Origin of the sequence: Cyanobium sp. ATX 6F1 (assembly GCF_024346315.1) — a bacterium.
GTDB lineage: Bacteria > Cyanobacteriota > Cyanobacteriia > PCC-6307 > Cyanobiaceae > ATX-6F1.
This window is the reverse complement of the sequence record NZ_JAGQCS010000002.1, coordinates 379,692-395,405: the sequence shown is the minus strand read 5'-3', so window position 1 is coordinate 395,405 and position 15,714 is coordinate 379,692. Positions and strand designations below refer to the sequence as shown.

Genomic DNA, 15,714 nt, shown 5'->3' with positions numbered 1-15,714 from the left:
GGTGTGGTTTCTCGATCGTCAAGCCTGGGCAGCCTTTGGCGGCGCCATCCTGCTGGCTTTGATCACCCTGTTGACGAGCTACGACCATGTCGATGTCCCTGGAGTCGCCACTTCCTTCCCACTACCGCAGCAAGCAGGAATTCCTTGCATCGCTGTCGCCCTGGCGGCGGCTTTTGGCGAACTTAAATTGGCATCCGACGATCGAAAAGCGGATTCAGCTATACGCGCTCGAGCAGAAAGCGATCGAGCGCGAGCAGCGGATGCAGCGGCTCGAGAACGAGATCGCGCAGATCGAGAGCGAGATCGTGCAGATCGAGAGCGAGAACGCTCGTCTCGCTGCGATCAACTCCAGGCTAGAGCGCTTCGAGCGGGAGCACTTGTCTGGCTCGACCCCTCTCCTCTCCACCGGCGATTCCTCGAACTCGTAGCTGCTGAACTGGCTGATCTCCCCGGTGGGCCCTTGCGGTGATTCAACCGCTCGATCAGGCCCCACACCCCCCATGCTCCAAGACCTCGCCGCCTACCGCCTGCCTCCCGACTTCTCCGTCGGGGCCCCCAAGCCGGTGCAGCTGCTGTGGTTCTGCGCCGGCAGCCCGCTGCTGGCGGCGCGCTGGTTGCCGGGTTCGGCCTGGCGTGTGGCCCTGCTGCGGGCCTTCGGGGCGCGGCTGGGGCGGGGCTGCCGGATCAAGCCCGGCCTGCGGGTGAAGTACCCCTGGCAGCTGGTGGTGGGTCAGGCCTGCTGGCTGGGGGAAGCGGTGTGGATCGACAACCTGGCCCTGGTGCGCCTCGGCGACCGAGTCTGCCTCTCCCAGGGGGCCTACCTCTGCACCGGCAACCATGATTTCCGTCAGCCCACGTTTGATCTGCTGCTGGGGCCGATCGAACTGGGCGATGACGTCTGGATCGGTGCTCGGGCCGTGCTCGCCCCCGGCACCCGGGTGGGCGCCGGCACCGTGGTCGCCCTGGCGGCGGTGGCCAGTGGCGTGCTTGAGCCGGGAGCGATCTATGCCGGGCACCCGGCCCGCCTGAGCGGCCCCCGCTGAGCACCCCAGCATTGACGCCCTGAGCAGGGCCAGATGTAATGAAGTGCTCACCGGGGCTTAAGGATGCAGCGACTCCTATCCCCCAGGCTGCCCCCAGCACCCACCGGCCGCCTGAAACCGTGAGCAACGGTCTTTCCCCACCACCCTCCGGCGCCTCTGCAGCCCCCCTGTGGGGCCTGCGCCGCCTGAGCGCCCAGTTGCGTCACCGCTGGGCCTGGCGCTCCAGCGTCAGCCGCACCGCCCGGCTCACGGTGGTGAGCCAGTTCTTTCCCCCCGATTTCGCCGCCACCGGCCAACTGCTGGATGATCTGAGCGTGCGCCTCGCCCAGCGGGGCCTCCAGGTGCAGGTGGTCAGCGGCCAGCCTGCCTATGCCTTCCGCCAGAAGGACGCCCCGGGCCTGGAGTTCCTGCCCAACCGCTGCATCCGCCGCACGCGCGTCTCGCGGCTCTGGCCCAGGCGCATCCGCGGCCGCGCCGTCAACGGGCTGCTGTTCTGCCTGCGCACCAGCGCCCGGCTGCTGCGCTATGCCCGTCGCGGCGATCTGATCCTCTACACCACCGAACCCGCCTACCTGCCGGTGGTCGGCTGGCTGCTGCACCTGTTCACCCGCACCCCCTACATGGTGCTGCTCTACGACCTCTACCCCGACGTGCTGGTGGAGCTCAAGGTGCTGGGCGAGCGCCACTGGCTCACGCGCACCTGGCGTGAATTGAACCGCTGGGTGTTTGCCGAGGCCGAGGAACTGATCGTGCTCAGCGAGTCGATGAAGGCGCGGGTGACGCGCTTCTGCCCCGAGGTGGCGAGCAAGCTGTCGGTGATTCCCAGCTGGGCGGATCCCGTGCGCATCCAGCCCCTGGCCAAGGCCGACAATCCCTTCGTGCGCGAGCACGGCCTGGAGAACGGCTTCACGGTGCTCTACTCCGGCAACCAGGGCCGCTGTCACGACCTGGTCACGTTGATGGCGGCGGCCCTGCTGCTCCGCCACGACGGGCGCATCCGCTTTCTGTTCATCGGCTCCGGCCCCCAGCGGGAGCGCCTCAGGGCTCTGGTCAGCGACTGGGGCCTGAGCAACTGTGCGTTCCTCCCCTACCAGGATCTGGAGGTGTTGCCCTATTCGCTCACCGCCGCCGATCTGGCGGTGGTGAGCCTGGGCATCGAGGCGGAGGGGCTCGTGGCCCCCAGCAAGCTCTACGGCCACCTGGCGGCGGGCACCCCGATCGCCGCGATCACGCCCGAGGGCTCTGAATTGCAGCAGTTGGTGCGCTCCAGCGGCTGCGGCGCCTGGTTCGCCAACGGCGATTCCGATGCCCTGGCCGATTGGATCCGCCACCTGGTCGACCATCCCGAGGTGGCCCAGTGCCATGGCGAGGCGGCCCGGCAGCTGCTGCTGGCCGAGGCCTCCCCGGAGCTGGTCACCGACAGGTACTGGAGCCTGATTCGCCGTCACCTGCCGCTCGAAAAGCTCGTGGCGATTGAAGAAACCCGCCGCCTGGATGAGGAGGTCGAGGAACGATCTGCAAAGGAGTTTGATGCCCTGGCCGTGTAGGTCAGGGAAGCTCACATGACGGCTTGATCAACCGGACTAAGCTAAGTCAAGTTAGACGTGTCAGTCCCATGCGCACGGTCAACGTTCACCAGGCCAAGACCCAGCTCTCCCAGCTGTTGGATGCGGCCCATGGCGGCGAAACGATTGTGCTGGCCAAGGCTGGCAAGCCCTGGGCCCGGCTGATGCCGTTAGACGGGGAAGCCGGTTGGCGCCAACCGGGCGTGCTCAGGGATCGGATGCCGCTCCCCCCACCGGATGTGTTGCTGGAACCGCTGAGCGAAGCGGAACTTGACGCCTTTGAAGGCGCGCTGTTTCCCCAGCTTTGATGGCTCGGCGTCATTTGCTCGACACCCATGTGCTGCTGTGGTGGCTCGCCGAACCGGAGCGCCTGAGCGCGAAGGTGCTGGCCGTGTTGAACGACCCCGGTTCAGACGTCCTCGTCAGCGCCGCGAGCGCCTGGGAAATCGCCACCAAGCACCGCCTGGGCAAACTGCCGACGGCGGCCGTGCTGTTGGGGGATTACCAGGGTCTGCTGGATCGCCAGGGCTTTCGACATCTTTCGATTTCAGCGGCCCATGGCCTGCGGGCAGGGTCCTACGGCCAGGCCCATCGCGATCCGTTTGATCGCCTGCTGGCCGCCCAGGGGGAACTGGAGCAACTGGTGCTGATCTCGGCGGATCCAGCCCTGGAGCCCTTTCCTGTTCAACGGCTGTGGTGACGTTGCTCTGTTGCCCTCACTCCGCCGTCTTGCTCGCTTGTGCGTTGGATCCTATTTCGGCTCCCCTGGGCGCGTTCTCAGCAAAGGCCAGCCGCCAGGATTCGGGGCCCAAAATGCCATCCACCTCCAGGCCGGCGGCGCGCTGGAAGGCCATGAGCTGCTGGTAGGACACAGGGCCGAAGCTGCCGTCATCGCCCTGGCCGGTGGGGCCGGACGCGCCCAGGTTCCAGCCCAGCTGGATCAGGCGCCGCTGCCAGGCGAGCACGTCCTGGCCGGCGCTGAGCGGACTGGTGAGGCTGCGGTAGATCCCTGGCCAGGCGGGGGCGCCCGTGATTTCCGCCGGCGCGCTGAGCCCATCGAAGCGGGGCCGGCCGTAGCCGTAGACGTTCGCCATCGGATGGCGATCGCGGCGCACGCGGGCGGGGAAGGGGCCGATATTGCCGTTGATGCAGATCACCTGGCCGCTGGGCTGAATCGATTCCACCAGGCCCACATGCCAGGCATCGGAATCGGCCGTTCCCGGGTACCAATCGAAGAAGACCAGATCCCCGGGTTGGGCGCCGGCTCGGGGTTCAATCCACCAGCCCCGTTCTTTGAACCAGGCCACGGCAAAGGGGCAATAACTGAAACCCTTGGCGGTGGTGACCTGTAGGGGCAGACCCGCCTGGTGGAACACATAGGAGCAGAACAGGCCGCACCATTCCGACTGCAGGCCGTACCAGGCGCCGTACTTGGTGATGTTGTTGGAGGCGGTTTCCCCAAAGCCGATCTCCCCGGCGGCGAGGCGCAACACGTCGGCGGCGGTGGTCATGGTGGTGGCTGGGGCGTGAACCGACGGCGGAATCTAGGGGCTGACCTCCATAAAATGTCGACACCAGATCACGTCATTGTGGGCAGCAGCATCGATTGGCCCGAGGAGGAGCGGCGGCAGCTGGAGGCCCTCTGCCAGCAGCCCAGCCACGGCACTGTGTTCGGGCTCTGGAGCGATCGGCCAGGCGATGCTCTGACGCTCGAGGATCAGCTGCGCCAGGAGTGGGCGGATCGGTGAGCTGGCTGCTGCATCGCTACAGGCTGGGAATGGACTGATCAAGGAGCAAACATCGCCTGCAAGACCTCAAGAACGCGTAACACCGTTTCTTCAGGCAGTACGCCCAGCTTCTTGACCAACCGTTCTCGATCGACGGTGCGCAACTGATCGGGGACGAGATGACCAGCCTTGCCCTCGAAGCGGCAGGCGATTCGAAACGGATAGGGGTGCCCTCCGGTTGTCAGGGGCGCAACGATGAAGGTGCGAAGGTGGGCATTCAGTTCATCGGGGGAGACGATCAAGGCGGGCCTGGTCTTGGTGATCTCCGGGCCGCGCGTGGGATTCAAGGCCACGAGAAAGACATCCCCACGGGCCACAGGGAGGCCGCTCACCAGACCCATTCCCCAGCGTCGAAGAGGGTGGCGCTGGGTTCATCCAGGAGTGTTTCGGCCCCCAAGCTGGCCGCCGCCTCAGCCCAGCCGGCACGGCCTGATGCAACGGGCGTGATCGTCAGCAGGCCTGGGGCAGCGTGGATCTCGACTTCATCCGTCAATCCAGCTTCCTGCAGCAGGGGCTTGGAGAGGCGAATCCCCCTCGAGTTGCCGATGTTGATGAGCTTGGCCCTCAAGGCATCCCTCCCTACGACGTAATCACATTGTAATCACGTCGTCATCGCCTGATTGGATCTGCGCCTCTCGATGCCCCCACCTTCGCCCCCGACGGCCGGTTCGTTGTTGCCCGGGCGGTTGGATGGGTGTTGTATACGAGCAGCTCAGCAGGACTCCCCGGGCCGAACGGCAGGGTTTCCATCCAGGCAAGGCTGAGGGGCCTCGATCGATTCAGCCGCTCTGAAACCCGGCCGCTGCGGCCCATGAAGGTCTCAAGACCTTTGCTCTGGTCGTGGGCCACAAGGATCGAGCGGACCTTGAGCTCGAATGCTTCGGGGCTTTCATCGCCTGATTCACGGCGATGGGGAGCCATGGCTTTGATAGCGGCTCCTTGCCAGATCGCTTCAGTGAACCTGGGATTCCCAGCGTTGCCCTGGGTGATGGTGGAGCAACCTCCCGACCAGCTGCACCAGCCGCACTAGCTGCACCAGCTGAATCAACGGCTGGGAGCCTTCGGCACGATGGGCCCATTCCTGGCAGCGGGCCGTGATTTCCCTGGCTCCATGAGGGCGTGCTTCCTACCTATCGGGGGAATCGTGATCTGAAGGGTGCTGAATCGGGCAACAAGATCGTTGGATCGAGCATCCATCCATCGAGGTTTACTGGCCTGATGCATTGATGGGCTGGGCTCAATCGTTGGTGACAACTCCAATCACGAAAGATGCTCTGCCATTGCCCAACAAATCGAACAGGAAGAGTGTGAGCTTTTGACCTCAGCTCAGGCAAGGCCTGGGGAAGAGGCCAGTTTGGTCTTGAGGTCGGCGTAGCGACGGCGAAGGGCAAACAGAGGAGCCAAGACAATGAGACCCAGCCAGGACGTGGGGGCCGGAGCGGCGATCGTGCCGCTGAGGCTGGTTAGTGCAGTTTTATTGCCTTCGCAACCCCCAACAGGTGCATTATCTGTATTGATACCATTGGTTCCGTTGCCTGTGGTTACAGTATTGGCATTTAGGACCTTATTGCCTGACTTATAATCGCTACAAAAGTAAGTATTTGTCAGGGTAGGGGAAAATGTTGCCGTGGAAGTGCCGTTAGGGGCTGCAGAAAGTACGCCTGTCAGCTGAAATGTGATGCCTGAAGGAGTCTGGCCAGGGTTGTTGAAGAAGGTAAGGAATGAATTTGGTGATACAGGATTGCTGGCGTTGTAGGCAACGTTTGAATACGTTGTACTGGTGCCACCTAAAGGATTGGAGCCGCTAACAGTCAGCGATCCACCGCTGAGCGCAGAACCATCCCAGTCGAAATAGCCACTGAATGTTGGTGCTCCAGTCGAGCCGGAATAGGTGTAGGTTCCGCTCCTGATCCAATAAGTAATCGCCTCCGCCGGGCTGCTCACCCCCAACACCAGCCCCGCCACACAGCCGGCACCGAGCAGGGTTGGCAGGAGGGCCTTCAAGTCAAAATACTTATCGTTGGCTCGAGCTTAGTTCAACCGTCAACCTCCAAGCTTGGGCCCAGGCTCAGAACAACCTGAGCAACGCCTGAGAACCGAGCCGCCATCAGCGTTCAGCGCCGCTCGTTGGTCCGCTCGGCGAGAGCTTGCGATGAGGGATCCCGCAGGCCTCTGGCGCCCCTGCTGCCGCCCCAGCCACGGCTTGAGGCCTGTCAGCTGGGTCGCACAGGCTGAAATGAATTACCATAGAGCCAATTCAGTACTTCACCATGCGCAGCACGATCACCGCCCGTGGTCAGACCGTGATTCCGGCGGCCATCCGCCAGCGGTTCGCGCTGGGGCCTTCCCAGCGGCTCGAGTGGAGCGTGGAGAGCGACGGCACGATCCGGGTCGTGCCGGTGGATCCCTCACCGGTGCAGGCCTTTCGGGGCCAGGGCAAGCAAGGAGGCGCTGTTGCCCGGTTGCTGGCCGAGCGCAGGCGGGACGCTTCGCTGGAGAGCTGATGGGCACGCTGGTGCTGCTCGACAGCTCAGCCCTGCTCGCCCTGCGGGACGACGAGGCCGGCGCTGAACGGGTTGAGGCCCTGCTGGGCGGCCCGCAACGCTGCCTGGCCTGTTTCATGACCCGCATGGAGGTGCTTTACCGGGTCTGGAAAGACGAAGGGGAGCAGGCTGGCCGCCTGGCCTATGAGCAGCTCTGCTCCTTGCCGCTGGGCTGGATCGAGTCCAGCGAACCTCTGCTGAGCGAGGCCGCGCGGATCAAGGCCACCCACGCCCTATCGGTAGTGGATGCCTGGATCGCCGCTGCGGCCCTCACCCAGGGTGCCGTGCTCGTGCACAAGGACCCGGAGTTCAAGGCGATCCAGCGCCTGGATCAGGAGTGGTTGGGCTGATCGGGCGTGGCAGACTCTGTTGCGGTGGTGCGTATCATGGTATCTACCAGCGATCCGCCGATGGACGAAGCCAAGATCGCCAAGTTGTTCTGGACCAGCCGCAGCCAGGCGGTGCGACTGCCGAAGGAGTTTCGGTTTTCCGGCGAGTCCGTGCTGGTGCGGAGGCAAGGTCGAGCGGTGATCCTTGAGCCGCTGGAGGATTGGCCCGAGGATTATCTGGAGTCGTTCCAAGGTGTTGGAGACGACTTCGTTCGGCCTGATCAGGGGCTTCTGGACGAACGGGAACGGCTGGTTTGATCTATCTGCTGGACACCGACACCTGCATCTTCGCCATCAAAGGGAACAGCCTGGTGCTGAAACGGCTCCTTTCGGTGAGCCGTTGGGATGTGGCGATCAGCGTGATCACGGAAGCAGAGCTCAGGTCAGGGGCGTCCAAGAGCAACTCCCCTCAGGCCACCCTGCAGCGATTGGAGGCCTTTCTCTCGCCCATCGCCATCCTTCCGTTCAACTCCGAGGACGCGATGGTCTACGGCGATGTCCGCGCCCGCCTCGAACAACGGGGCCAACCCATCGGGCCCCTCGATACCTTGATCGCGGCCCAAGCCCTCAGCCGGGGCCTCACCTTGGTGACCAACAACGAGCGGGAGTTCAGACGCGTGCAGGAGCTCGCCATCGAGAATTGGAAGGCTGATCCAAGCGAATGAGGCCATGCCCCCTGTTCACCCATCCAGCCAGCGGCTGAGCTTTCGCTTCCAGGAGTCCAGGCGCCGGCTGAGGGGCACCTTGGCCAGGGCCCCTTCGTCGGCGTCGGGGTCGGCGCCCTTGCTCTCGTAGTAGCTGTAGGCCGAGCCGGGATCGAAGCCTCCGTACCCCTGGTAGGAGCGGGCGCTGGCGTAGCCATAGCCGTAGCCGTAGGCGTAGGCCCCCGCCTTCTCGCCCCTGGGCCGCCTTGCATTGCTCACCACCCCCAGCAGCGGCACACCCGCATCGCGGATCCGCTCCACCGCCTCCGCCGGCATCGAGCGATCCACCCGGTTCAGGCTCACCAGCAGCACGATGCCCTCCAGGTGCTGCGCCACCAGGGCCGCATCCGCCAGCCCCAGGGCCGGCGGGGTGTCATACAGGATCAGGTCGAAGTCGCCGCTGTCCTTGAACGTGCGCACGATCTCGCCCATGCGCTCCGAGCCCAGCAGCCGCGGCGGATCGGGGGGGCGGCGTCCGGCGGTGATCACACTCCAGCCGGGATAGTTGGGCACCTCCTGCAGCAGCTCGCGCCAGTCGATCGCCTCTTCGGTGAGCAGGTTGCTGAGCCCGCGCAGGTTGTCGAGCCCGAGCCGGTGGTGGATCTGCGGTTTGCGCAGGTCGGCGTCCACCAGCAGCACGCGCTGCCCCAGCTCCGAGAGCGTCTTGGCCAGCAGCACGTTCAGCAGGCTCTTGCCCTCAGAGGGCACCGAACTGGTGAACGCCACCGAGCGCAGCGGCGTGTCGGTGTTGAGGAAGCGCAGGCTGGTGAACAGGTTGCGCAGGGCCTCCTGGTAAAAAAAGCGCTGGTAGCCACCCACCTCGTCAGTCTGCAAGTCGAGTTCCTGGAGCAGGAAGCGCTTGTCGCGCCGCACCCCGTCGAAGAAGCTCACGTAGGGCATGTGGCCCAGCAGCGGCACCTTGAGGTCTTCGCGCACCTCCTGGGGGCTGTGGAACACATGGTCGAGTCGGTCGCGCAGCAGCGCCACGCCCGCGCCCGCCACCAGCCCCAGCAGCAGCCCCTGGATCAGCCCCTTGTTCAAGGAGGGCTCCACCGGGGTGAGCGAAACGCTGGTGGGGGAGATCACCTTCCAGGGGGTGCTGCGCTGGGCCAGCTCCAGCTGAAACTGCTCGCGCGTGCGCAGGTAGTTGGCCAGGTTGCCGTCGGCGATCTCCAGCTTCTGCTTGAGGGCGTCGAACTCGCGCAGCAGCGCCGGCTGCAGCTGGAACTGCCCCACCATCCGCCCCATCTGGGCGCGGCTGGAGGCCGTCGCGTTGGCGTTCTGACGCAGGGCGGCGTCCACCGCCTCCATCTGCTTGCGCTGCAGCTGCGGCTTGAGCTGGTCGCGGGCCGCCAGCAGGCTCACCAGCACCGGTGAGTTGGGCTGATAGCGGGAGCGGGCTTCGGCGATCTCCTGCTCCAGGCGCTGCAGTTCATCCAGCAGCGCCTGGTTGGGCAGGTTGGCCGCGAGGCTGTTGGCCGTGGTGCCGGTGCCGCCCGTGCTGGCACCGCTTCCATTGGCGCCCGAGCCGGAACCGATCGAGAAGCTGCGGGCGCTGAGCCGGCCGCTGGCCACGTCGCGCTGCAGTTCCAGCAACTGCTTGCGCTCGCTGCCCTGGGTGAGCAGCTGGGTGCTCAGGGTCTCCATCTGCTGGCGCAGGGCCTGGGCCTCCTCGCTGGGTTGCAGCAGGTTGTTGGCCTTGCGGAACTGCTCCAGCTCCAGCTGCACCTCGTTGCTCTTGGCCTGCAGCAGGGGCGCCTGGCGATCGAGGAAGCGCAGACCATCGTTGAGGCGCTCCTGGCGCTGGCTGGTGGCCCAGCTCAGGTAGGTGGTTTCGGCCAGCTTCAGGGCCTTCTCCACCACCTGCTGGTCGGAGCCCTTGCCGCTGATGTTGAGCACCCCGGGGGCGACCAGGCCGCTTTTCTGCACCGCATCCACCGGCACCAGCGACACATTGATGCTCGGCAGCAGCCTCGGTTTGACGCCCTGCTTGCCCAGTTCCAGATACACCGGTTCGAGCACCGCGCCGCTCTCGAGCACCTTGATCAAGGTGGGCACATCGATCGAGAAGCTGTTGCGCGCCAGTGATTCGATCGCGCCGCCGCCATCGCTGCCGGCGCTGCCGCCACTGCCGCCACCGCTGGCACTGGGACGGTCGTTGACTGGATGGGAGATCAGCAGGGTGAAGCCCCCCTGGTACACCGGATCGAAGTAGAGCTTGTAGAGCGTCTGCGACACCTGAAACAGGGTCACCACCACCACGGTGAGCAGGAACGGCCGCCGCCGCCGCCGGATCACCCGCAGCAGAGTGGTGAGGTTGAACGACTCCTTCTCCGCCTTCGGCAGCTCCCGGGGGGCGTGCAGCTCCGGGTTCGGCGCGCCGCCGCCCTCCCAGGTCACCTGTTCAGGGGCGCTGCTGCGGGTCATGGGGTTGCCATCGTGGCTGCATCGTATGGGGCCCCGCAAGGCTGGCCGTCTTGATCCGACTGCCATAGGCTCCCGGCCATGACCGACCCTTCCGCTTCGGCCGGGTTCAGCGGGCGCCGTGGCCGCACCTTCGCACGCGTCACCGCCTACACCCTGCTGGCCCTGTTCCTGGTCAGCGCCGTGCCGGCGGCCTTGCCCTTTGCCCTCGCCCAGCCCGAGCGGCTGTTCGGCAGCCTGCGCGAGATTCTGGAGCGCTCCACCTTGCCGGTGGTGGCATTGGTGGTGCTTTATGCAGGCCTTTCCGGTGAGGCGGCGCCGTCGCTGTGGGAGGCGCGCCTGGCCATCTGGTTGCGACCGCTGCTGCGGCTGGTGGCCCTGCTCTATCTGCTCACCGCCGTGGCGATCGTGGCGGTGGCCGGGGAGGTGCAGAGCCAGGGCCTGGCCCAGTTCAAGGGGCAGCTGCAGGCCAACCTCACAGGCCTCGCCGAACTGCGCCAGCAGTTCAACGCCGCCCCCGACGCCACCGTCCTGCGCCGTCTGCTCGAGCAGCAGCCCCCCTTCCGCGCCGTTCTGGCCGATCCCAGCTCCCCCCTGGCCAACGCCAATGCCACCGTCGCCCGGCAGCGCCAGGCGGCCCTGCTGCTGCTGGATCGGGCCGAGGCCAACCTCCGCGCCGATGACCTGCGCCGTCGCTCCGACGCCGCCGGCAACCTGTTCAAGGAGAACCTGCGCCTCGCCCTGACCGCAACCACCTACGCCTGCTTCTACCTCCTGGTCAGCCTGCTCTGGCCGCGGCGCCTGGGATCGTGGATCGATCAGATCAAGGCCACCCGCCAGGCGCGGGACCTTGCTGAAGCCGAGGCGGATGAAGCCGGCTGATCTGCCCCTGGTTCTGTTGGCTGGGCTGGCCGCATGCCAGCTCACCTTGATGACCCGCAGCGGCCCCGGCGCCGGCGATTACGCGATCATGGCCGCCCTGGTCTGGCTGGGGGGAGCCGTGCTGCTGCACGACGACCGCGACCAGCGCCGCTTCCCCCCCGCTCCGCCCGCCCTGCTGCTGCCGGGGCTGCTGCTGCTGCTCTGGTGCCTGCTGGTGCTCAGCTTCGCGATGCGGCTCTATGACCCGCTCGTGCACCTGCTGCCCCTGGCGGCACTGTTGGGTCTGGCGCTGGTGTCGGCCGCCGGCCCGCGCGCGCGGCTGTTCCGCCAGCTGCTGCTGCTGGGGCTGTTGCCGCCGGCGATGCTGCTGTTTCAGGCGCTGCTGCCCCCGGATGGCCTGGCGCGGCTCACCGCCCAGTTCTCGGCTTTCCTGCTCTGGCTCGGCGGCCAGCCGGCCCTGGCCGAGGGGATCGTGGTGCAGCTGCCCGGCCGCAGCCTCGAGGTCGGCCAGGGTTGCCTCGGGCTCAACACCATCAGCCTCTGCGTGGCGGCGGTGGTGCTGTTTGCCCTGCTGGTGCCCGCCCACCGGCTCCGCACCCAGCTGGCCCTGGCGGCCGGCGCTGTGCTGGTGGCCTTTGTGGTCAATGGGTTTCGGGTGGCGCTGCTGGGCTTCACCGATCCCGAGCCCGCCCCGGGCTGGTGGAACGAGCTGCGCGGCTTTGACTTCTGGCACATCGGCCTGGGCTCCAGCCTGTTCTCACTCCTGGCCATGGGCGGCACCACCGCCCTGGTGGTGGCCTCCCTGGAGTGGAAGCTGAGCCGCCAGCGCTCCGGAGGCTGAGATGGCCGGTCAGTGGTCGGGTCTGCGTCTGGATCTGCGCTCGGGGGTTTTGGTGCTGTTCACGGGCTGGGCGACACTGCTCAGCCTCGAGAGCTGGTTCCGCCTCCCGGGCGTGGAGGCATCGCCCCCGTTTCCTGCTCAGCTGGTGGAGGGCGGCCGGATCTTCGCCCGGGTGCCCCTGGGCGCCAACCGCAAGCCCTTGCCGGGCCAGCTGTTCGCCCTGGCCGGCGCCGATTACCGCGCCCCCGATGGCGCCCGCATGGCCCTGCGCTGGATCAGCCATGGCTCCTCCGGCCGCGGCGTTGATTTCGAGCTCAGCAAGATCGCCCCGGCGCTGCTGGGGCCCGGAGCCCGGGGCAGCTGCCAGCTGCCGCCAAGGCTTGGCCTGGGTTCCCCCGAGCTGCGCACCAATGCCGAGCTGAGCCGCGCCCTCGGCGCCCGCCAGCCCACGGGCGGCGAGCAGGGGCTCTGGCTGGCGGGGCTTCGGCCTCAGCGAAGCAACGCTTGCCTGTGGATCGGCCGCACGGCTGCCCCACCAACGAGCCTCACTTCGCCTCCATCCAGTTCGGCCCCACGCCCGTCTCCACTACCAACGGCACGCTGAGCTGAACGGCGTTCTCCATCACCGTGCGGGTGAGCTCGCGCACCGTTTCGAGCGCCTCGGGGGCGGCCTCCAGCACCAGTTCATCGTGCACCTGCAGCAGCAGCGCCGCTGGGAGTTGCCGGGCGATCAGCTCGTGGTGCAGTTGCACCATCGCCAGCTTGATGATGTCGGCGGACGAGCCCTGGATCGGGGCGTTGGCCGCCGCCCGCAGCTGCTGGGCCTCCATGCCGCCCCGGCGCGCCACCTCCAGCTCGATCTCCAGCGGGTCCTTGCCCTTGAGCCGCCCGAGGCCGTTGGGATCGAACTCAAACGGGCGCCGCCGCCCCAGGATCGTCTCCACGTAGCCGCGGCTGAGGGCGAGCCGTTCCTGCAACTCCAGGAAGGCGAACACCTTCGGGTAGCGCTGCTTGTACTTGCTCAAAAACTCCTTGGCCTGGGCCTGGCTGAGGGCTGTTTCCCGCGCCAGCCGCTGGGCGCCCATGCCGTAGATCACCCCGAAGTTGATCGTCTTGCCCAGGCGCCGTTCATCGGCGCTCACCTCATCCTTTTCCAGCAGCAGCCGGGCGGTGAGCGCATGCACGTCGTCGCCGCGGCGGTAGGCCTCCACCAGCACCTCCTCGCCCGAGAGGTGGGTTAGGATGCGCAGCTCGATCTGGCTGTAGTCGGCGCTGATCAGGCTCCAGCCCTCCTCGGGCAGGAAGGCCTTGCGGATCCGCCGAGAGTAGGCCGTGCGGATGGGGATGTTCTGCAGGTTGGGGTTGCTGCTGCTCAGGCGCCCGGTGGCGGTCACCGCCTGGTTGAAGTCGGTGTGCACGCGGCCGGTTTCCGGCTCCACCAGCAGCGGCAGCGCATCGACGTAGGTGCTCTTGAGCTTGCTGAGGATGCGGTGCTCCAGCAGCTTGGCCACCACTGGGTGGTCGGCTTCGAGCTTCTCGAGCACGGCCGCATCGGTGCTCCAGCCGGTTTTCGTTTTCCTTGATTTCTTGCGGTCGAGCCCCAGGGTCTCGAACAGCAGCTCCCCCAGCTGTTTGGGGGAGGCGAGGTTGAAGGCCACCCCCGCCAGCTCCTGGGCTTCGTTCACCAGCTTCTCGAGCTGGTCGCCGAGTTCCACGCTCAGCTCCGCCAGGTAGGCCGTGTCGATGCGGATGCCCGTGGCCTCCATCAGCGCCAGCACCGGCTCCAGGGGCAGCTCCACCTCCGCCAGCAGCGCCGGCAGCGCCGGCCCCAGGGCCGCCAGCTCCGCCGCCAGCACCAGCGCGAGTCGGCGGGTGAGGTGCACGTCCATGCCGCAGTAGAGCGCCGCCGCCTCGATCGGCACCGAGGCGAAGGTTTCCCCCTTGGCCACCAGATCGCCGTAGGCGGTGGGCGAAAAGCCGAATTCCCGCTCGGCCATCGCTTCGAGGCCGTGCTTGGCGTTGGCATCGCGCAGGTAATCCGCCAGCAGCGTGTCCATCACCACCCCGGCCAGGGGCAGGCCGTGGCGCAGCAGCACCAGCCGGTCGTACTTGGCGTTCTGAAGCGCCTTGGGGTGCTCGGCGCTCGCCAGCCAGGGGGCCAGCGCCCCCAGCACCGCCTCCAGGGGGAGCTGGGCCGGCGCCTCGGGCGGGGCGCTGAGCAGATCGGCGGCCATCGGTGGCTGGTGGCCGATCGGGATGTAGGCGAGCGCATCGAGCGCCTCGCCCCAGCACACCCCGATCCCCACCAGTTCGGCCTGGAAGGGGTTGAGGGCGGTGGTTTCGGTGTCGAGGGCCACGGGCGCGGCGGGATCGCTGGCCGTCAGCAGCCGCGCCACCAGGGCCTCCAGTTGCTCGGGCGTCGAGATGATCTGCGGCCGCAACGCCGGCAGGGCGCCGGCTGGGGCCGGTTCGTCTCCGGAGGACGGTAGAGCGGTGTTGGGCGTTGGGGTGGCTGTGGCCTCAGGCGCCGCCAGCGCCGCCGCAGGGTCGGTGTGGGGGATGTGATCGGCCGAGAAGGCGCGCTCGAACGCCCCCAGCTGCCGCACCAGGCTGTGCAGCTCCAGCTCCGTCAGCCGCCGGGCCAGGGCGCCGCCATCCACCTCCGCCAGCTCAAGCCGCGGTTCGCTCGGCAAGGGGATGTCGATCAGGATCTCGGCCAGGTGGCGCGAGAGGTAGGCGTTCGCCTTGTCGGCGCTGAGCTTGGCCTTGAGCGCCCCCTTGAGCGCCCCCTGGCTGGCCTTTTCATCGCTGAGCGCTTCGAGGGCGGCGTAGACGCCATCGAGGGTTCCGTTCTCCTTGAGCAACGTGATCGCCGTCTTCGGGCCCACCCCCTTCACGCCGGGGATGTTGTCGCTGGAATCACCCGTGAGCGCCTTGAGGTCCACCACCCCTTCAGGGGTGACCCCCAGCTTGGCGATCACCCCTTCGCGATCGATCACCACCGGGCCGGCGGTCTTGGCGTAGGGCCCACCGCCGCCCATGTAGAGCACGGCGATGTCCCGTTCGTCGTCGACGAGCTGGAACAGGTCGCGGTCACCCGAGAGGATGCGCACCCGCCAGCCGTCATTCGCCGCCCGATTCGCCAGGGTGCCGAGCACATCGTCGGCCTCGTAGCCGGGGGCCAGGCACAACGACAGGTTCAAGGGGCCCGCCAGGATCTCGCGCAGGTTGTCCAGGTCGGTGAAGAAGTGCTCCGGCGCCACGTCGCGGTGGGCCTTGTAGTTGACATCCGCCAGGTGGCGAAAGGTGGGTTCGGCCGTGTCGAAGGCGATCACCACCCCCTGGGGTGTCAGCCCCTTGACGTTCTCCAGCAGTGCCTTGAGGAAGCCGTAGGTGACGCTGGTGGGCACGCCCTCGGCGGTGGCCAGGCCCCCATCGCCCCCCTTGGCAAAGGCGTAGAAGCTGCGGAAGGCCAGGGAATGGCCGTCCACCAGCAGCAGCATGGGTGCCTCGGGCTTCTGCTTCGCCGCCATCCG

19 protein-coding genes are annotated in these 15,714 nt (G+C 66.9%); 13 read left to right on the top strand and 6 right to left on the bottom strand.

The genetic code is table 11. From position 1 onward, the window contains the following. Positions 1 to 86 precede the first annotated feature (86 nt). The 5 genes from KBZ13_RS04900 (at position 87) to KBZ13_RS04880 (ending at position 3,308) form a co-directional block, all read left to right on the top strand. Positions 87 to 428, top strand: coding sequence for a hypothetical protein (locus KBZ13_RS04900; RefSeq protein WP_255007013.1), 342 nt, complete (start codon positions 87 to 89; stop codon positions 426 to 428). A gap of 72 nt (positions 429 to 500) precedes the next feature. Next, positions 501 to 1,043, top strand: a complete 543-nt coding sequence (locus KBZ13_RS04895) for a WcaF family extracellular polysaccharide biosynthesis acetyltransferase (RefSeq protein WP_255007011.1) — start codon at positions 501 to 503, stop codon at positions 1,041 to 1,043. Positions 1,044 to 1,162: 119 nt separating this feature from the next. Continuing rightward, positions 1,163 to 2,590: a glycosyltransferase family 4 protein gene (locus tag KBZ13_RS04890; RefSeq protein ID WP_255007010.1), complete on the top strand. Its 1,428-nt coding sequence runs from the start codon at positions 1,163 to 1,165 to the stop codon at positions 2,588 to 2,590. Between the two features lie 68 nt (positions 2,591 to 2,658). Beyond that, positions 2,659 to 2,916: a type II toxin-antitoxin system Phd/YefM family antitoxin gene (locus KBZ13_RS04885; protein WP_255007008.1), complete on the top strand. Its 258-nt coding sequence runs from the start codon at positions 2,659 to 2,661 to the stop codon at positions 2,914 to 2,916. Continuing rightward, a complete protein-coding gene (locus KBZ13_RS04880; protein WP_255007007.1) occupies positions 2,916 to 3,308 on the top strand; it encodes a type II toxin-antitoxin system VapC family toxin in 393 nt (130 codons plus the stop codon). Before KBZ13_RS04885 ends, KBZ13_RS04880 begins: the two co-directional genes overlap by 1 nt. 16 nt (positions 3,309 to 3,324) lie before the next feature. Here KBZ13_RS04880 and KBZ13_RS04875 read toward each other — a convergent pair whose 3' ends face one another. Next, complete coding sequence (locus tag KBZ13_RS04875) at positions 3,325 to 4,119, bottom strand: peptidoglycan-binding protein (RefSeq protein ID WP_255007005.1); 795 nt, start codon at positions 4,117 to 4,119, stop codon at positions 3,325 to 3,327. 54 nt (positions 4,120 to 4,173) lie between these two features. Between KBZ13_RS04875 and KBZ13_RS04870 the strand changes: the two genes are divergently transcribed. Continuing rightward, on the top strand, positions 4,174 to 4,356 hold the full coding sequence (locus tag KBZ13_RS04870; RefSeq protein WP_255006996.1) for a hypothetical protein: 183 nt from the start codon (positions 4,174 to 4,176) through the stop codon (positions 4,354 to 4,356). Positions 4,357 to 4,394: 38 nt separating this feature from the next. Here KBZ13_RS04870 and KBZ13_RS04865 read toward each other — a convergent pair whose 3' ends face one another. From KBZ13_RS04865 to KBZ13_RS04855, 3 genes are all read right to left on the bottom strand, one after another. Beyond that, positions 4,395 to 4,736, bottom strand: coding sequence for a type II toxin-antitoxin system PemK/MazF family toxin (locus KBZ13_RS04865; RefSeq protein ID WP_255006995.1), 342 nt, complete (start codon positions 4,734 to 4,736; stop codon positions 4,395 to 4,397). Then, positions 4,724 to 4,963: an AbrB/MazE/SpoVT family DNA-binding domain-containing protein gene (locus KBZ13_RS04860; RefSeq protein ID WP_255006993.1), complete on the bottom strand. Its 240-nt coding sequence runs from the start codon at positions 4,961 to 4,963 to the stop codon at positions 4,724 to 4,726. Before KBZ13_RS04860 ends, KBZ13_RS04865 begins: the two co-directional genes overlap by 13 nt. Before the next feature lie 758 nt (positions 4,964 to 5,721). Next, positions 5,722 to 6,399: a hypothetical protein gene (locus KBZ13_RS04855; protein WP_255006992.1), complete on the bottom strand. Its 678-nt coding sequence runs from the start codon at positions 6,397 to 6,399 to the stop codon at positions 5,722 to 5,724. A 266-nt stretch (positions 6,400 to 6,665) separates the two neighbouring features. On the opposite strand from KBZ13_RS04855, the gene KBZ13_RS04850 reads away from it, so the two are divergent. The 4 genes from KBZ13_RS04850 to KBZ13_RS04835 are packed head-to-tail and all read left to right on the top strand — an operon-like array spanning position 6,666 to position 7,992. Beyond that, the gene (locus KBZ13_RS04850) at positions 6,666 to 6,899 is read left to right on the top strand and encodes an AbrB/MazE/SpoVT family DNA-binding domain-containing protein (RefSeq protein ID WP_255006990.1); all 234 of its coding nucleotides are present in this window, start codon (positions 6,666 to 6,668) and stop codon (positions 6,897 to 6,899) included. Next, entirely contained in the window at positions 6,899 to 7,288 is a 390-nt protein-coding gene (locus tag KBZ13_RS04845; protein ID WP_255006988.1) for a PIN domain-containing protein, read from the top strand. Before KBZ13_RS04850 ends, KBZ13_RS04845 begins: the two co-directional genes overlap by 1 nt. 6 nt (positions 7,289 to 7,294) lie before the next feature. Then, on the top strand, positions 7,295 to 7,585 hold the full coding sequence (locus KBZ13_RS04840) for an antitoxin (RefSeq protein WP_255006983.1): 291 nt from the start codon (positions 7,295 to 7,297) through the stop codon (positions 7,583 to 7,585). Next, positions 7,582 to 7,992: a type II toxin-antitoxin system tRNA(fMet)-specific endonuclease VapC gene (locus tag KBZ13_RS04835; RefSeq protein ID WP_255006981.1), complete on the top strand. Its 411-nt coding sequence runs from the start codon at positions 7,582 to 7,584 to the stop codon at positions 7,990 to 7,992. Before KBZ13_RS04840 ends, KBZ13_RS04835 begins: the two co-directional genes overlap by 4 nt. A gap of 15 nt (positions 7,993 to 8,007) precedes the next feature. Here KBZ13_RS04835 and KBZ13_RS04830 read toward each other — a convergent pair whose 3' ends face one another. Next, positions 8,008 to 10,458, bottom strand: coding sequence for a polysaccharide biosynthesis tyrosine autokinase (locus KBZ13_RS04830; RefSeq protein WP_255006979.1), 2,451 nt, complete (start codon positions 10,456 to 10,458; stop codon positions 8,008 to 8,010). A gap of 78 nt (positions 10,459 to 10,536) precedes the next feature. On the opposite strand from KBZ13_RS04830, the gene KBZ13_RS04825 reads away from it, so the two are divergent. Genes KBZ13_RS04825 through KBZ13_RS04815 form a run of 3 tightly spaced genes read left to right on the top strand, consistent with a single transcriptional unit; the run spans position 10,537 to position 12,782 of the window. Beyond that, positions 10,537 to 11,337: a hypothetical protein gene (locus KBZ13_RS04825; RefSeq protein WP_255006974.1), complete on the top strand. Its 801-nt coding sequence runs from the start codon at positions 10,537 to 10,539 to the stop codon at positions 11,335 to 11,337. Beyond that, positions 11,324 to 12,178, top strand: coding sequence for an archaeosortase/exosortase family protein (locus KBZ13_RS04820; protein WP_255006972.1), 855 nt, complete (start codon positions 11,324 to 11,326; stop codon positions 12,176 to 12,178). The genes KBZ13_RS04825 and KBZ13_RS04820 overlap by 14 nt, the downstream gene beginning before the upstream one ends. A gap of 1 nt (position 12,179) precedes the next feature. Continuing rightward, the gene (locus KBZ13_RS04815; RefSeq protein ID WP_255006970.1) at positions 12,180 to 12,782 is read left to right on the top strand and encodes a hypothetical protein; all 603 of its coding nucleotides are present in this window, start codon (positions 12,180 to 12,182) and stop codon (positions 12,780 to 12,782) included. Here the strand turns inward: KBZ13_RS04815 and polA are convergent. Next, positions 12,724 to 15,711, bottom strand: coding sequence for a DNA polymerase I (gene polA / locus KBZ13_RS04810; RefSeq protein ID WP_255006968.1), 2,988 nt, complete (start codon positions 15,709 to 15,711; stop codon positions 12,724 to 12,726). The genes KBZ13_RS04815 and polA overlap by 59 nt on opposite strands. Positions 15,712 to 15,714 lie beyond the last annotated feature (3 nt).

What these genes read in the sequence shown, in the direction of transcription:
- KBZ13_RS04900 (WP_255007013.1), top strand. Translation starts at nt 87, where the DNA reads ATGTCGATGTCCCTGGAGTCGCCACTTCCTTCCCACTACCGCAGCAAG.
- KBZ13_RS04895 (WP_255007011.1), top strand. Translation starts at nt 501, where the DNA reads ATGCTCCAAGACCTCGCCGCCTACCGCCTGCCTCCCGACTTCTCCGTC.
- KBZ13_RS04885 (WP_255007008.1), top strand. Translation starts at nt 2,659, where the DNA reads ATGCGCACGGTCAACGTTCACCAGGCCAAGACCCAGCTCTCCCAGCTG.
- KBZ13_RS04880 (WP_255007007.1), top strand. Translation starts at nt 2,916, where the DNA reads ATGGCTCGGCGTCATTTGCTCGACACCCATGTGCTGCTGTGGTGGCTC.
- KBZ13_RS04875 (WP_255007005.1), bottom strand. Translation starts at nt 4,119, where the DNA reads ATGACCACCGCCGCCGACGTGTTGCGCCTCGCCGCCGGGGAGATCGGC.
- KBZ13_RS04870 (WP_255006996.1), top strand. Translation starts at nt 4,174, where the DNA reads ATGTCGACACCAGATCACGTCATTGTGGGCAGCAGCATCGATTGGCCC.
- KBZ13_RS04865 (WP_255006995.1), bottom strand. Translation starts at nt 4,736, where the DNA reads ATGGGTCTGGTGAGCGGCCTCCCTGTGGCCCGTGGGGATGTCTTTCTC.
- KBZ13_RS04850 (WP_255006990.1), top strand. Translation starts at nt 6,666, where the DNA reads ATGCGCAGCACGATCACCGCCCGTGGTCAGACCGTGATTCCGGCGGCC.
- KBZ13_RS04845 (WP_255006988.1), top strand. Translation starts at nt 6,899, where the DNA reads ATGGGCACGCTGGTGCTGCTCGACAGCTCAGCCCTGCTCGCCCTGCGG.
- KBZ13_RS04830 (WP_255006979.1), bottom strand. Translation starts at nt 10,458, where the DNA reads ATGACCCGCAGCAGCGCCCCTGAACAGGTGACCTGGGAGGGCGGCGGC.
- KBZ13_RS04825 (WP_255006974.1), top strand. Translation starts at nt 10,537, where the DNA reads ATGACCGACCCTTCCGCTTCGGCCGGGTTCAGCGGGCGCCGTGGCCGC.
- KBZ13_RS04820 (WP_255006972.1), top strand. Translation starts at nt 11,324, where the DNA reads ATGAAGCCGGCTGATCTGCCCCTGGTTCTGTTGGCTGGGCTGGCCGCA.
- KBZ13_RS04815 (WP_255006970.1), top strand. Translation starts at nt 12,180, where the DNA reads ATGGCCGGTCAGTGGTCGGGTCTGCGTCTGGATCTGCGCTCGGGGGTT.
- polA (WP_255006968.1), bottom strand. Translation starts at nt 15,711, where the DNA reads ATGGCGGCGAAGCAGAAGCCCGAGGCACCCATGCTGCTGCTGGTGGAC.